Source organism: Actinotignum timonense, from assembly GCF_030216305.1.
Lineage (GTDB): Bacteria > Actinomycetota > Actinomycetes > Actinomycetales > Actinomycetaceae > Actinotignum > Actinotignum timonense_A.
In genome coordinates, this window is sequence record NZ_JASOKT010000018.1 from 1 (window position 1) to 14,463 (window position 14,463).

The 14,463-nt window shown below is 64.0% G+C and carries 8 protein-coding genes; 1 reads left to right on the forward strand and 7 read right to left on the reverse strand.

Annotated elements, in window-relative coordinates; genetic code table 11:
* Positions 1-15 precede the first annotated feature (15 nt).
* The 7 genes from glgB to glgX all read right to left on the reverse strand — a co-directional run bounded on the left by glgB (position 16) and on the right by glgX (position 13,361).
* Entirely contained in the window at positions 16-2,367 is a 2,352-nt protein-coding gene (gene glgB / locus QP305_RS07925; protein ID WP_284904823.1) for a 1,4-alpha-glucan branching protein GlgB, read from the reverse strand.
* Between the two features lie 277 nt (positions 2,368-2,644).
* Positions 2,645-4,276 carry a phosphotransferase gene (locus QP305_RS07930; protein WP_284904824.1) on the reverse strand — a complete coding sequence of 544 codons (1,632 nt, stop codon included), beginning with the start codon at positions 4,274-4,276 and terminating at the stop codon, positions 2,645-2,647.
* Complete coding sequence (treS, locus tag QP305_RS07935; protein ID WP_284904825.1) at positions 4,273-6,219, reverse strand: maltose alpha-D-glucosyltransferase; 1,947 nt, start codon at positions 6,217-6,219, stop codon at positions 4,273-4,275. The genes QP305_RS07930 and treS overlap by 4 nt, the downstream gene beginning before the upstream one ends.
* A 4-nt stretch (positions 6,220-6,223) precedes the next feature.
* A complete protein-coding gene (locus QP305_RS07940; RefSeq protein WP_284904826.1) occupies positions 6,224-8,632 on the reverse strand; it encodes an alpha-1,4-glucan--maltose-1-phosphate maltosyltransferase in 2,409 nt (802 codons plus the stop codon).
* An 895-nt stretch (positions 8,633-9,527) separates the two neighbouring features.
* Positions 9,528-9,737 carry a hypothetical protein gene (locus tag QP305_RS07945; RefSeq protein WP_284904827.1) on the reverse strand — a complete coding sequence of 70 codons (210 nt, stop codon included), beginning with the start codon at positions 9,735-9,737 and terminating at the stop codon, positions 9,528-9,530.
* A gap of 87 nt (positions 9,738-9,824) precedes the next feature.
* On the reverse strand, positions 9,825-10,925 hold the full coding sequence (trpS, locus tag QP305_RS07950) for a tryptophan--tRNA ligase (RefSeq protein ID WP_026429128.1): 1,101 nt from the start codon (positions 10,923-10,925) through the stop codon (positions 9,825-9,827).
* 201 nt (positions 10,926-11,126) lie between these two features.
* Positions 11,127-13,361, reverse strand: coding sequence for a glycogen debranching protein GlgX (gene glgX / locus QP305_RS07955; RefSeq protein WP_234984402.1), 2,235 nt, complete (start codon positions 13,359-13,361; stop codon positions 11,127-11,129).
* 109 nt (positions 13,362-13,470) lie between these two features.
* Here glgX and nudC point away from each other — a divergent pair, with 109 nt between their 5' ends.
* Positions 13,471-14,433 (forward strand): NAD(+) diphosphatase, encoded by a 963-nt coding sequence (gene nudC, locus QP305_RS07960; protein WP_284904828.1) that lies wholly within the window; start codon positions 13,471-13,473, stop codon positions 14,431-14,433.
* The last annotated feature ends 30 nt before the right edge of the window (positions 14,434-14,463 follow it).

The following is a 14,463-nucleotide window of genomic DNA, read 5'->3' on the forward strand; positions in this document are numbered from 1 at the left end:
TATAAGGCGACCGCTTTAGGCGGCTGCGGCTGCCTCGGATTCCTCCGCTTCGGCCTCGCGATTCGCGGATGTTTCGGTTTCGGCGTGCTCGCCAGCGGCTGCCTCGGATTCTTTGCCATCCGCGCCCATTTCACCTGCGGATTCGCTAGATTCGGCCGCGGGCATGGAATCTCCGGCCGCGAGCTCCTCTGCAACTTCCTCCGCCGCGTGGTGCAGGTAGACCACCCCGAGCGGGGGCAGCTGCACGGGGGCCGAATAGGGCCGGCCGTTCCAGCCGACCTCCTCCGCGTGGACCTCCCCGAGGTTGCCCACCCCGGAACCGCCGTATTCCACCGCGTCCGTATTGAGGACTTCCTTCCAGGTGCCCCCGGCCGGCAAACCGATGCGGTAATCGTGGTGGGGGATACCCGCGAAATTGCAGGCCACCACAACCATATCCTTGCCATCGGCAGAGCGGCGCAGGAAGGTAATGACGTTATTATCGGCGTCCGATCCGTCAATCCATTCGAATCCGTGCGGGGTGAAATCATCACTCCACAGGGCCGGGTGCTCCACGTAGATCTCGTTGAGCCGTTTCACAAGGGACAAGATGCCATCGTGTTCGGGCTGGTCGGTAAGCCACCAGTCGAGAGATGCGTCGTCGTTCCATTCACGGATCTGAGCGAATTCCTGGCCCATGAACAGGAGCTGCTTACCTGGGTGCGCCCACTGGTAGGCGAGCAATTCGCGCACGCCGGCGCGCTTTTGCCAGTCGTCGCCGGGCATCTTTTGGTAGAGCGAGCCCTTGCCGTGCACTACTTCGTCGTGGCTGAGGGGCAGCAGGTAGTTTTCCGAATAGGCGTAGACCATGGAGAACGTGATTTCTCCGTGGTGCCAGCGGCGATTGACCGGCTCTTCCTCGAAGTAGCGGATGGTGTCATTCATCCAGCCCATATTCCACTTGAGGCCGAAGCCCAGCCCGCCGCTATCCGTCATTGCCGTGACGCCCGGCCAGGAGGTGGATTCTTCCGCGATCATCATGACGCCCGGGTTGCGCCGGTAGGCGGTGGCGGTGACTTCCTGAAGGAAGGAAATCGCCTCGAGGTTTTCCCGCCCGCCGTAAATATTGGGCTGCCACTGCCCGGCTTCCCGCGAATAATCCAGGTAGAGCAGGGAGGCCACGGCGTCCGCGCGGATGCCGTCGAAATGGAATTCTTCCAGCCAGTACAGCGCATTGGCCACCAGGAAGTTCCGCACTTCGCGGCGCCCGAAATCAAAGACCAGCGTGCCCCAATCCGGATGCGAGCCGCGCTGCGGATTCGGATCCTCGTAAAGCGCCTGGCCATCGAAACGCGCCAGCGCCCATTCGTCGGTGGCGAAATGCGCGGGCACCCAGTCGGTAATCACCCCGATGCCGGCCTGGTGCAGCCGGTCAATGAGGTAACGCAGATCATCGGGGGTGCCGTAGCGCGAGGTGGGCGCATAGTACCCGGTCACCTGGTAACCCCACGAGGGCGTGAAGGGATGCTCGGCCACCGGCATGAATTCCACGTGGGTGAAGCCGCAATACTTGACGTGCCCGATGAGCTGGTCGGCGAGCTCCCGGTAGGACAGCCCCTTACGCCACGAACCCAGGTGGACTTCGTAAATGGAAACCGGCCCCGATGCAGGGTCATTGCGCTGGGCCATCCAGGCGTCGTCGTTCCATTCATAGGTGGATTCGGTGACGATAGAGGCGGTAGACGGCGCGGTTTCGCTGTAGCGGGCCATCGGGTCGGCCTTCTGGTGCCAGCTCAGATCCTTGTACTGGATTTCGAATTTGTAGCGCGCCCCCGCGCCGGCGCCCGGCACGAAGAGCTCCCACAGCCCGGAGCTACCCAGGGAACGCATGGCGTGCAGCGAACCATCCCAGCCGTTGAAATCACCAACCACCCGCACGGCGAGCGCATTGGGCGCCCACACCGAGAAGGCCACGCCGGTGACATCCCCGAGGACCGAGGGGAAGTGGCGCACATGCGCACCCAGCGCATTCCACAATTCTTCGTGGCGCCCCTCCGATATCAGGTAAATATCGGTTTCTCCCAGGGTGGGCAGGAAACGGTAGGGGTCATCCCCGCGGCTTTCCACGCCCCCGTAGGAGGCCACCACCCGGTAATCGGGCACGTTCGGGGTATCGAGCACCGCGCGCCAAATCCCGTTGTATTCGTGCACGGCCGGCACCCGCCCGTCCAGCGTTTCGATAAATACCGCATCCGCGAGCCGCCGAATGGTACGGATCGTGACGGTGCTGCCGTTGGAATGGGGGCCGAGGACATCGTGGGGTGCGTAGTACCAACCCTTGGAAACAGCCTCGAGCGTGCCTTCATCAACTTCTACGTAATCAGACATGTGTGCCTCTCTGCACGATGGAGCGTAGGCGGTCAGAGCGGGAAACCACCCGCGCGCGCCGGTGATGTGCTGTGTCCTGCCAAGCGGTACCGCGGAATTTCCGGAAGTGCCGCGCGACTATCTACATATCCCAGGATACCTGAAAGATGCGCGATCCCGGGCCGCGGGCGCCTGCCGTGGACAGCGCGCGGGAGCGGTTGCGGGCGCGGGTGGCGGCGTGCCAAGGGCGACGACGCCGCAGCCCGCCGCAATCGCGGCGGACTGAGCTGCCCGGCTGCTAGTTCTCCAGCAGGCGGTGGACCCCGCCCAGGGGCAGATCAATCCAGTCGGGGCGCTGATTGACCTCGTAGACAACTTCATAAAGCGCCTTGTCCAGGAGGAGGGCGCGCAGCAGCGGCTGGTGTTCGGCGGGAATCGCGCCGTAGCCGGCCAGGAAAGCACCTTCGGCGGCACGAGTCCAGGCGCGCATGCGAGCGGCGGGCTGGCCATCGCGTTCGCCCTGGCCGCCGGCATAATCAAAGGAACGCAGCATACCGGCCACATCGCGCAGGGCGAGGTCGGGAGCCACGCGCTCGGAGAGCGGGCGCAGGGGCTCACCTTCAAAATCGAGGGCCACCCAACCGCGCCTGGGCACATCCACCACCTGGCCAAGGTGGTAATCCCCGTGAATACGCTGGAGAGCCGGCCAGGGCGTGGCCGCGGCAGCGGCGAAAACCTGAGCGATCTGGGCGCTGCGCTGTTCCAGCTCCGGGACTGCCGCGAGGGCGGCCCGGGCGCGGGAGTGCCAGCTGGCCAGCTGCGCTTCGCGCAGCTGCGGCGTCGCCGCGGTGGTACCCAGGCGGGCGGCGAGCGCGGTGTGGAAGGTGCGGGTGAGGGCGCCCAGGTCGCGGATGCGCGCGGCGAAATCACCCAGCAACGCGGCGGCTTGCTCCGGTTCGGCGGGCGGGCAATTCGGCGCGGGCACATGTGCGGCGGCAGGCGGGGTATCCGTGCTGGGCGCACTCGCGGCGTTTTTATCGGCGGCGGGGAAGGAGCTCGTGACCACGCGCCAGGCATCGTGGGCGCCGGTGAGGAATTCCTGAGCCACCAGCACATCGCTACCCGCCTCGGCCAGCCCGCCCACCAGCGCCGCCGAACCCCATTGCGCCGGGACCGTGCCGGTATCCGAGAGCGCTGCCTGCAATTCCACATCCGGGTTCGCGCCCGGACTGAGCACCCGGAAAAGCTTGATAATGAGGGGAACAGTGCTGGTCTGGTAAATAATCGAGCTATTGGATTGTTCGCCATTCAGCGGCCGGGCGCTGCGGTAGCTGCCCGGGAAACCGGCCGGGTGGGTCACTAGGTGCAGCGCGCTCGCGGCGGTTGGCGAGTTTGCTTCGGGCCGGGTGTTAGCGTTGCTGCCGGTAGGGGAATCAGCGGCCGGCGCGCTCGCGGCCGGCGCGCTGCCGAGCTGGCCGGTGGCAGCCTCGAAGAGGAAACGCTGGCCGGCGGGATGCGTCGTCGCATCGAAAATAAGGTGGCCGCGGGCTCGGGCAACCGGGGTGGCGTTGGTGGGGGATTGCGTGGCTGGCGCGGCGTCGTCGTTCCTATCGGGCGTGCCGGAACCATCGGGCGTGCCGCAACCGTAAGTTGCGCCGTTTTCGCGCGGGCCGGTTTCATCGGGGCCGCCTTCCTCGGGAGCAAGGAGCAGCGGGACGTTGTAGAGCGCGGCGCCGGCTTCAATAATGAACCAGGTGAGGGTGAAGGGCTCCGCGCTGGATGCGAGGTCGGCGCTGGATGCGAGGTCGGCGCTGCACGCGAAGTCGGAGCGGGCGCACAGGTAGAGCGGGTGGGGCTCGCCGCGGTACCAGCGCCGCGCGTGCATCCACGCTTCGAGTTCCGGCATCCGCTCGCCAATGCTCCAGCTCACGCCGCGCTCCTTTCTTCGCGATCTGTGTTATCCGCGGCTTCCGGTGTGTCCGCGCTTGCGGACCCTGCCGTTCCTGCGGGCGCCGTCGCACTCGCCGCACTCGCCGCACTCGCCGCAGCCGCCGCGGCCACCGCTCCCGCATCCACCGGCGCCGGGCGGGAGAGCGCCGCGAAATCCACCTGCTCCCCGCTTTCTTCGGCGCGGGCGCCCTCCACCGGGCCGGGCTCGGCCTGCCCGGGCGCATCCAATTTGAGCCAGAAGAAATCGCGGCTGCCCAGCGTTACGTCGTAGCTGCCATCCGCGCCAACCGCCGGGAACCCGGCCCCGCCAAACACATCCGTGGCCAGCCACCCGGCGTAAGTGGGCAGCTCAACGCGCCCGGCGCGCGGGGTATTGGCCAGGTTCATAATGCAAAGGATGGTTTCCTCCGGGCAGGAGCGGGTGAAGGCGAGGATCGCGTCATTATTGGACTCGCGCAGCACGAAATCACCCGAACCCATCGCCGGGTGCCCGCGCCGCACCTCCAGAATCCCGTGAATCCAATGCAGTAGCGAAGCCGGCTGCGCCAGCTGCGATTCCACATTGACCGCCTGGTAGTTATAGGTCAGCGAGGTAATGGCTGGCAGGTAGAGCTGGCCCGGATCCGCGGTGGAAAACCCGGCATTGCGATCCGGACTCCACTGCATAGGGGTGCGCACGCCGTCGCGATCCGGCAGCCAAATATTGTCACCCATCCCGATTTCGTCCCCGTAATAGAGGTAGGGCGAGCCGGGTAGCGAGAGCAGCAGCGCGTGGGCCAGCTCAATTTCCGCTCGGGAATTCCCCAGCAGCGGGGCGAGGCGGCGGCGAATCCCCACATTGGCGCGCATACGCGGATCCTCGGCATACCAGCCGTACATGAGGGCGCGTTCCTCCGTGCTCACCATTTCGAGGGTGAGCTCATCGTGATTGCGCAGGAAGGTACCCCACTGGGCTCCGGCCGGAATCGCGGGGGTGCGCTCCAAAATCTCCCGGATCGCGGTGGCTCGCTGGTCGCGCAGCGCGTAATAAATACGCGGCATCACGGGGAAGTGGAAGCACATATGGCATTCGGGCGCTTCCTCCGTACCGAAATATTCGACGACGTCCTCCGGCCACTGGTTAGCTTCGGCCAGCAAGAGCGTGCCGGGAAATTCCTCATCGAGGACCCGGCGCACCTTCGCGATAAAAGCGTGAGTTTCCGGGAGGTTTTCGCAATTCGTGCCGTCCCGCTCGTAGAGGTAGGGGATGGCATCCAGGCGCAGCCCGTCCACCCCCAGCTCGCACCAGAAGCGGAAAATATTGAGGACCGCCTCATGCACCTTGGGATTATCGAAATTCAGATCCGGCTGGTGGGAGAAGAAACGATGCCAGAAATATTGTTTGCGCACCGGATCGAACGTCCAATTCGATACCTCGGTGTCCACAAAAATAATCCGGGCATCCTCGTATTTTTTATCAGTATCCGACCACACGTAGAAATCCCCGTAGGGCCCGTCCGGATTGGCGCGGGAGGACTGGAACCACGGGTGATCCGCGGAGGTGTGGTTGATAACAATATCGATAATGACGCGGATGCCGCGCCGGTGGGCCTGATCAACGAGCTCCCGAAAATCATCCATCGTGCCGTAGCGGGGATCCACCGCGGTGTAATCGGCAACATCGTACCCGCCGTCCCGCCCCGGGGAGGGGTAGAACGGCGGGATCCAGATGCAGTCGATCCCCAACCACTGGATGTAATCGAGGTGCGCGATGAGGCCGCGAATATCGCCGACCCCATCGGCATCAGTATCCCCAAAAGCCTTGAGTAGGACCTCGTAAAACACCGCGTGGCGATACCACTGCGGATTATCGCTGAGCCCGCGATGTTCGGATTGGGCAATACGGGGCCCGGACGTGGCGGCATTGAGGGAAGGAAGGGACATGCAATCAGGCCTTTACCGAGAGGATATGCGCCGGGCTGGTGAAAGGATTGAGGCGCACGAAGGGCCGGTTATTCCACTGGAAGTGCCCGCCGCCCAGCTCGTCCACCACCTCGATATGCTCGGGTGCCCCGCCCAGCGGCAGGCCGCTGGCGTCGAAAGCACCGAAAGCGGACATATCTAGGGAGATCTCCGCTTCCTGGGTGGTGTGCGGGTCGAGGTTGATCACCACGATCACCCGATCCGCGGTTCCCGACGGGGTTTCCTCCGGGCGCGCCACCTTCGTGAAGCACACAATATTCGGGTTCGACGTGGGATTAATCGTGATCCCGCGCAGGCGCTGAAGAGCCACGTGCTCCTTGCGGATCTCATTGAGCCGGGTGAGAAGCCCCTGGATACCGTACGGGTCACGGCTGTAATCCCGCGGGCGGTATTCGTACTTCTCGTTATTGTTCATTTCCTCGAAACTGCCGCGCGGCTCCGATTCCACGAATTCATAGCCGGAGTAGATCCCGTAGGAGGGCGAGCCCATCGCCGCCAAAATCGCGCGGATCTTCCACCCGTTCGGGCCCGAATGCTGCAGGTAGGGGGTGAGGATATCGTGCGTCGTCGGCCAAAAAGTGGGGCGCAACATCGCATCCGATTCCCGGCCTACCTCCCACAGGTAGTCCTCAATCTCCTTCTTTTCGTTACGCCACGCGAAATAGCAGTACGACTGGTGGAAGCCCACCGCACCCAGGCCGCGCATCATCGGCGGGGCAGTGAAGGCTTCGGCCAGGAAAATAACCTCCGGGTGGGTCTGGCGGAATTCGGCCAGCAGCCGCTGCCAGAAACTCACCGGCTTGGTATGCGGATTATCCACCCGGAACAGCGTGACCCCGTGCGAAACCCACGTTTCCAGCACGCCCTTGACGGCCTGGTAGATACCTTCCGGATCATCGTCGAAATTGAGCGGGTAAATATCCTGGTATTTCTTCGGGGGATTCTCCGCGAAGGCGATGGTGCCGTCCGGGCGGTGCAAGAACCATTCGGGGTGCTCGCGCAGCCACGGGTGGTCCGGGGAGCATTGCAGCGCAATATCGAGGGCGACCTCCATGCCCAAATCCCGCGCGGTAGCCACAAAGGCATCGAAATCTTCGAAGGTGCCCAGGTCCGGGTGGATGGCATCGTGCCCGCCGGCCTCGCTGCCGATAGCGTAGGGCGAGCCAGGTTCGCCGGGCTGGGCGATCAGCGAATTATTCTTGCCCTTGCGGTCGGTCAGGCCGATCGGGCTAATCGGGGTCAGGTACACCACATCGAAGCCCATGGAGGCGATGCGGGGCAGATCTTCCGCCGCGGTGCGCAGGGTCCCGGAATGCCAGGTACCTTCGTCGTCGCGCCACGCACCGACCGAACGCGGGAACATTTCGTACCACGCGCCGTGCAGGGCCAGTTCGCGATCCACCGCCAGGGGGAAACGCGCCGATTCGCTCACGAAATCGCGCACCGGATAGCGTTGGATAATATCTTCGACGACGCTGGAGGTCACGGCCGCGAAACGTACCGAAGCCGGGATGGACTTTTTTCGAACGACGTCGATAGCGTCATTAATCGCCGGCCGGTCCTGTGAACCGCGCGGCAGCAATTTCGCCACCCTCTTGAGCAGCTGCTCGGCCTCGAGGAACACCAGGTCAATATCCTGGCCGACCGGGAGCTTCGCCTCGGCGGTATGGCGCCAGGTGGCCAGCGGATCCGACCATGAACGCACGAAGAACGCCCAATCGCCGGGCTCGGTGGGGGTGAGCCAGCCTTCGTAGCGGCCCAGGCCCGGGCGTACCAACACCATGGGGGCGCTTTGGACCTCGCGGCCCTGCGGATCCACGAGGACGGCTTCGCAACCGAACAAATCGTGGCCTTCGCGCCACACGGTGGCCTGCACGGGGAAAGCCTCGTTCACGGTTCCCTTGGCTGCCAGCGAGCCGTTTTGCACGCACGGGGTTACATCCATAATCGGGATGCGGGCAATATTCGCGCGCGGCGCGGGGACCGGGGCCATCGGTGCCTGCGGGAACGCCGGCGGGTAGCCTTCCGGGTTCGGGCGGCCGTGGGTGGTGGGGGAGGGCGCGGTTTTCGCGGTGGTTTTCGCGGGTTTTGCTGCGGTTTTTGTGGTTTTCGCGGTGCCGGTGCTTCGCGTGGACTTCGCGGCGCTAGCCTTGGCGGGGGCTTTTGCCGTTGTGGTGCCCTTTGCCGTGCCGGTGCTCTTCGCTGAACTGGTGCTCTTCGTCGAGCGCCGAGTGGTCGCGGGTTTCTTCGACGCTGCTGCCTTTGTGGCTGCCGGTTTCTTCGCGGCCGCGGGCGTAGTCGTGGGCGTGGCTGCCGGCTTCTCTTCGGGCGTGGGTGCCGAATTCTTCGCGGGCGTCGTCGGTTCAATGGACATGGCTTATCTCCTCGTATCCTCGGGCGACATATGGCGGGCGTGCGCGCAAGCGGCAGCAATCCCACGGCTCGCGCGGCGGCGCACGAGCCGATGATGCGTCTGTGTAAGGATGCTCACAAGCCCAATCCTATTAGGTTTCCGTGCTTCTGGCACACCGGCCCGCGGGGGTGGACGCGCGGCGGGCTGGCTGCGTCGTCGTATATACAAGCCTAGGCACGGCGCACGGGAGGGACGATGTGTTTTCCAAGCTGTACTGCACTTGTTGTACATGCGAAGTACATCTCGGAAAAACACTCCGCCTCCCGCCGCGGCGGGATAGGCAGAGTTGACCATTCTCAAGATTCACGGCTACAAAACGTGCGTTTTGGACCGTGAACCTCGTGAAATGTACGTCCCTGACATAAATCCGGGCTAAATATGTCACTGGCGTACATTTTGCGGGCGGGCCACGGCCGGGAGGTGGCTGCCGCGGTGGGGTGAGGCTATCGGCCTGCCCTGCGGAGGGTGTGTTTGACCGTTGTAGTGGTACTGGAGAACAGCGGGCCCTACAGAGTGGTATTGCACGACAGAAAATCGGGGGTTGGTTGTAGCTCCAGTACCACTTTGTGATCCAGCCCGATGGTAGGCGGTCAGGTTCGTCGTTAGGTTCGCAGAAAGCAACCTCTTGACGTGGAGCTCTATAAAAAGCAACGTCCCAACGGTGGAAGTAGCAGGATGCAACATCTTGATATGACGTGCCCGCAGAAAGCAACGCCTCAGCGTTGGGTACCGCAAAAAGCAACTCCAGCGCACGAAATCGGTTTCTTAATGTAGTTGGCGTTGCTTTTTGTGTTTGGCGGCAGTAGCCGTTTAGCAGCTGAGCAGCACTAGCGGCGCGATGCGTCGCCCGGGGCGCTCAGTATTTCCTGAAAGCCCGCAATTTCTCAGCTTTCTCCGTGCGCTCTGCCGCTTTCTTCCGTTCGAACTCAAGCTGCGCCTGTAAAACCTGCCTGCGCTCCAACAGTTCGACCGTTAGCGCCCGCAACTCCTCGGGATCAGTAGGCAGCTGAGCTTCCAGTTCACTACGGGTTCTCGCTATGATCTGGTCGCGTTGCCTTTCATCCATAACCGTGGGACTACCTTCCTGATGAACTCAGCTTTCTGAGCGGTGCAGCCGGGCAGACTCCGGCGCCCCGCGCCCGCCGCGTCGCGGCTAATACACCATCTGGAGCGCTTCGCGCACCTCCGCGAGGGTCTTATTGGCGCGCTCATTGGCGATCTCGATGCCCCGGCGCACGATCCCGTCCACGTAGCCCGGGTCCTTAGCAAGCTCGGCGCGCTTGGCCCGGATGGGCGCAAACATCTCATTAATCGATTCGGTGACGATTTTCTTGAGGGTCCCGGCCCCGCCGTCGCCAATTTCCTCCGCGATCTCCACCGCGGGCCGCCCCTGCGCCAGCGAAGCCAGCAGCAGCAGATTCGACACTTCCGGGCGGCCCTCCGGATCGTAGGTAATATGCCGATCCGAATCCGTGACCGCCTTCTTGATGCGCTTGGCGGTTTCATCGGCGCTCATGCCGATTTCGATAGTATTTCCGCGCGATTTGCTCATCTTGGCGCCGTCCAGCCCCAGAATCGAGGTCCCTTCGGAGAGCAGGGCTTGCGGGCGCGGGAAGACCGGGGTTTCCCGCCCGGCCGGGCGCCCGTAGCGCGCCTCGAAACGGTCGGCGATCACGCGGGCTTGTTCGAGGTGGGGGAGCTGGTCCTTGCCGACCGGTACCAGATTGGCCTTGCAGAAAAGAATATCGGCGGCCTGGTGCACCGGGTAGGTGAGCAGCAGCCCGGACAGGGGCCGTCCGCCGGTTGCCTCGTGTTCCGCCTTGACGGTGGGATTGCGGCGTAGTTCGGCGTCGGTCACCAAAGAGAGGAAGGGCAGCATGAGTTCGTTGAGGCCGGGAATGGCCGAATGCGGGAAAATGACCGCGGCATCCGGGTCAATTCCCACCGCGAGGTAATCGGTGGCCAGCGAACGCACCCGCTCCCGAATGGGCCCGGTGCCGTCGCGATCCGTAATGACCTGGAAATCGGCGATGACCAGCCAGGTTTCCACGCCCTTGCGCTGCAATTCCACCCGGTTGCGCAGCGAACCGAAGTAGTGCCCGAGGTGGAGATTGCCGGTGGGGCGATCCCCGGTGAGAACCCGGAATTCCTCCGGAGAAGTATTAATCTTCTCCTTGATTTTCTCACTCAGGCGCTGCGCATGCGCCAGGGATGCGGCGGACGTGGACCGTTCGAGGGATTCCTCGACACTCATACCTTGCTCCTTCAGTCATACCCAGGCCGCCCCGAGTTCCCCGGGAGCGTGCTCTGCTTGTCTATTGTAGGCGCCGCCGCGACAGCTTTTCTCGCGGTTTCCGTTTCGCGGCCGCGTAGCACCCCGGCCGTGTGCCGCCGCGTTCACGCGGGGTCGCGTGTACCCGTGGAATCGCGTGCAGCACGACGACGCAGCGCCCCGCTACCGCTCCGGGTTGGCGAAGTAGAGCTGCATCGTGAGCGGCTCCACCCGGGTGGAGGCCCCGGGCTGATAGATACGCTCCGAGGAGCGCGGGGTGGGCCAGGAGGAATCCCAGGCCAGCGCGAAGGGATTGCCACGCCCCTGCGGGAATCGGATAGGAACATGGTGATTTGAGCCGTTAATGACCACGAGCGCATCGGCGTCGCGCTCAGAACCGGAACGCAGCATTTGCAGTAACCGATTCGAGGGGTCGAACCACCGGTGTTCGGGCATCGGCTCGCCGGTATCCGCAAACCATTGCAAATCGGGGATGTGATCGCGCCCGGAGGGCGATTCGGTGTAGAACATGCTCGGGCGCAGCACCCGGTGTTCGGAACGCAAGCGGAAAAGATAGGCCACGGTGGCCTGGAGTTCGCGCTGCCATTCCTCGTGGTCCCAATCCAGCCAGGACACGTGATTGTCCTGGCAGTAGGCGTTGTTATTCCCGAATTTGGTATCGGCAAATTCGTCGCCGCCGTAGAGCATGGGGACTCCGGCGCTGAAAACTAGCGTGCCGATGAGGTTGCGCATGGTGCGGGTGCGGGCGCGCAGCACGTGCTCGGGAAGCGGGGCGGTATCGCTGCCTTCCCCTTCCACCCCGTGATTCCAGGAGCGGTTGTTATCGGTGCCGTCGCGCCCGTTTTCTCCGTTGGCTTCGTTGTGTTTGGAATCGTAGGAGACCAGGTCGTAGAGGCTAAAGCCGTCGTGGGCGGTAATGAAATTGACGGAGGCGAGCGGCCCGCGCCCGGAGGGGGAGCGCCCGTGCCCGAACAGGTCGGCGCTGCCGGCTAGCCGGGTGGCCACATCGCGCAGATCCCCGCCCAGGCCGCCGCCGGCCACGGCGCGTTGATCGGCCACCCAGAACTGGCGGATGGAATCGCGGTAGCGGTCATTCCAATCCGCGGTGGGCGGCAGGAAATTGCCGGTTTGCCAGCCGTTGGGCCCCAGATCCCAGGGCTCGTTAATGAGCTTGACGTTGGAAAGAATCGGATCGGTGGCCATGGCCAGGTAGAGGGGATGGTTGGTATCGAAGTGATCGCCGCGGCGCGCCAGGGTGGCGGCCAGGTCGAAACGGAACCCGTCCACGCCGATCTCGCTGACCCAGTAGCGCAGCGAATCGAGGGTGAGCTGGAGCACCGGGGTGCGCCGGAAATCTAGGGAATTCCCGGTGCCGGTGGTGTCATAAAACTGGCCGGGCTGGTTGGGGACCTGCATGTAATAGGTGGTCTGCCCGAAGCCGCGCAGTGAGACGGTCGGCCCGTTCACCCCGCCTTCGCAGGTGTGGTTATACACAACGTCGAGGATGACTTCCAGGCCGGCATCGTGGAGGCGGGCCACCATATCGCGCACTTCCTGGAGCACGGCCAGGGGGCCCGCGGCCCGCGCGGTGGCGGTGGCCAGGCTCGGTTCGGGAGCGAAATAGGAGAGAGTGGAATAACCCCAATAATTGGTGAGATCGCGTTCGGTGAGGAACGGTTCGGACATTTTCGCGTGGATGGGCAGCAGCTCAACGGCTGTCACGCCCAGGGAACGCAAATAATTCGTGACAATCGGGTGCGCCAGACCGGCGTAGGTGCCGCGCAATTCTTCGGGAAGCGCCGCCAACTGTTGGGTGAGCCCGCGCACATGCGTTTCGTAAATAACTGTGTGGGACCACGGCGTATACGGGTGGCGGATATGCGTTTCCGTGGGTGCGGTTACGACGCCGCGGCACATGGCTTCCAGGGAATCGGTATCGTCACGCTGAGGTGGGAGCGGGACGGGATCCAGGGCGTCATTTACCTTGTGTCCGTAGAGTTCGGGGCCCAGGCGCGGGGTGCCGGTAATGGCTCGCGCGTAGGGATCGAGGAGGAATTGGGCGGGGTTGAAACGCATCCCGGTATCGGGATTCCACGGGCCGTGGACCCGGTAGCCGTATTCCTGACCGGCGCGCACCCCGGACACATGCCCCACCCAGGTGGTGAAACTCGCGTCCCGATGCAGGGAATAGCGACGCTCGGTGATACCCGAGGCACTGCGGTCAATCAGGCACAGATCAACCGCGGTCGCGTGCGGAGCCAGGACGGCGAAATCCGCCCCGGTATCGGTGAGGTGCGCCCCCAGACGCACGGGCCGTAAGCGCACGGGCAGGGCGCGTTCGGAGGCGCGCGCCACGTACCGAGATGCGGTCGGGGAAGTAGCCGGTAATGAAGTCACCTTCGTATTGTCGCAAAATATCGGCGTTCGGCAAGAATCCAGGAGAGTGATATTAGAATTTTGGTGGAAGGGTGACCGGCACGCGTCCGGTTCCGGAAGGGGCACGATAGTGGGGTACGACGGCGATTTAATCCTGGCGCGCGGGAATTTGGACCGGGATGAACTCTCCCGCAGCTCACCGCAACGCCTGGCGGAATTGGCGGAAAATGCGGGGTATCTGCTTATTTCCGGGTGGGGCGCGGTGTTGGATAGCGATAATGCACCCCTGCTGCTGGCCCGCTCTGAGCTCCCGCGCACCACCGCGGATTCACCAACTGTTTACCTGGGGAAAGTTGCCGGGCGTCCCTATTTTGCGTGCGATCTCACCACCGTGATCGGGGGCGGACCCACCCGTGATAACCCGGAAGTGGATGCGCCGGGGTACCGGATCGGCTCGCTGCAAAATTACGCGCCGTCCTGGAGCGCGGATATGTGCGCGTTGGTCACCGCGGCGGTGGCGATCCTCAATACCTGGCGGGCTACCCGCTGGTGTGCGGTCTGCGGCCAGCGCATCACCGTGGATACCAGCGGGTGGAGCGGGCACTGCCCGGAAGGCCACGTGGTGTTCCCGCGTACCGACCCGGCCGTCATTATGGCGGTACTTGATTCTCAGGATCGTATCCTGCTGGCGCATAATGCACGCTGGCCGGCCGGGCGCCACTCTGTGCTCGCGGGTTTCGCTGAAGCGGGGGAGTCCCTGGAAGCGGCGGTACGCCGCGAGGTGCGTGAAGAAGTGGGGGTGCCGCTGGGCGAGATTTGCTATTTCGCCAGCCAGCCCTGGCCCTTCCCGCGCTCCCTCATGATCGCCTACGTGGCGTGGGTGGATCCGCAGGCCGAAGCCCGGGCCGGCGGGGCAGATGCCCTGGTGTGCCCGGATGGGGAAGAAATCGACCACGCGGCTTTCTACAGCCCGCCCGAGCTGGATGCCGCCCTGCGCGAGGGCAGCCTCAGCCTGCCCGGGCCCTCCTCGGTGGCCGCGGCCCTCATCACCGACTGGTACGGCCCCGGGATTCGCCCTCATCTGGGCTGGTAGGAAGCCGGAGCCGCGGCGATCTTGCGGCAG

What these genes read in the sequence shown, in the direction of transcription:
- glgB (WP_284904823.1), bottom strand. Translation starts at nt 2,367, where the DNA reads ATGTCTGATTACGTAGAAGTTGATGAAGGCACGCTCGAGGCTGTTTCC.
- treS (WP_284904825.1), bottom strand. Translation starts at nt 6,219, where the DNA reads ATGTCCCTTCCTTCCCTCAATGCCGCCACGTCCGGGCCCCGTATTGCC.
- QP305_RS07940 (WP_284904826.1), bottom strand. Translation starts at nt 8,632, where the DNA reads ATGTCCATTGAACCGACGACGCCCGCGAAGAATTCGGCACCCACGCCC.
- QP305_RS07945 (WP_284904827.1), bottom strand. Translation starts at nt 9,737, where the DNA reads ATGGATGAAAGGCAACGCGACCAGATCATAGCGAGAACCCGTAGTGAA.
- trpS (WP_026429128.1), bottom strand. Translation starts at nt 10,925, where the DNA reads ATGAGTGTCGAGGAATCCCTCGAACGGTCCACGTCCGCCGCATCCCTG.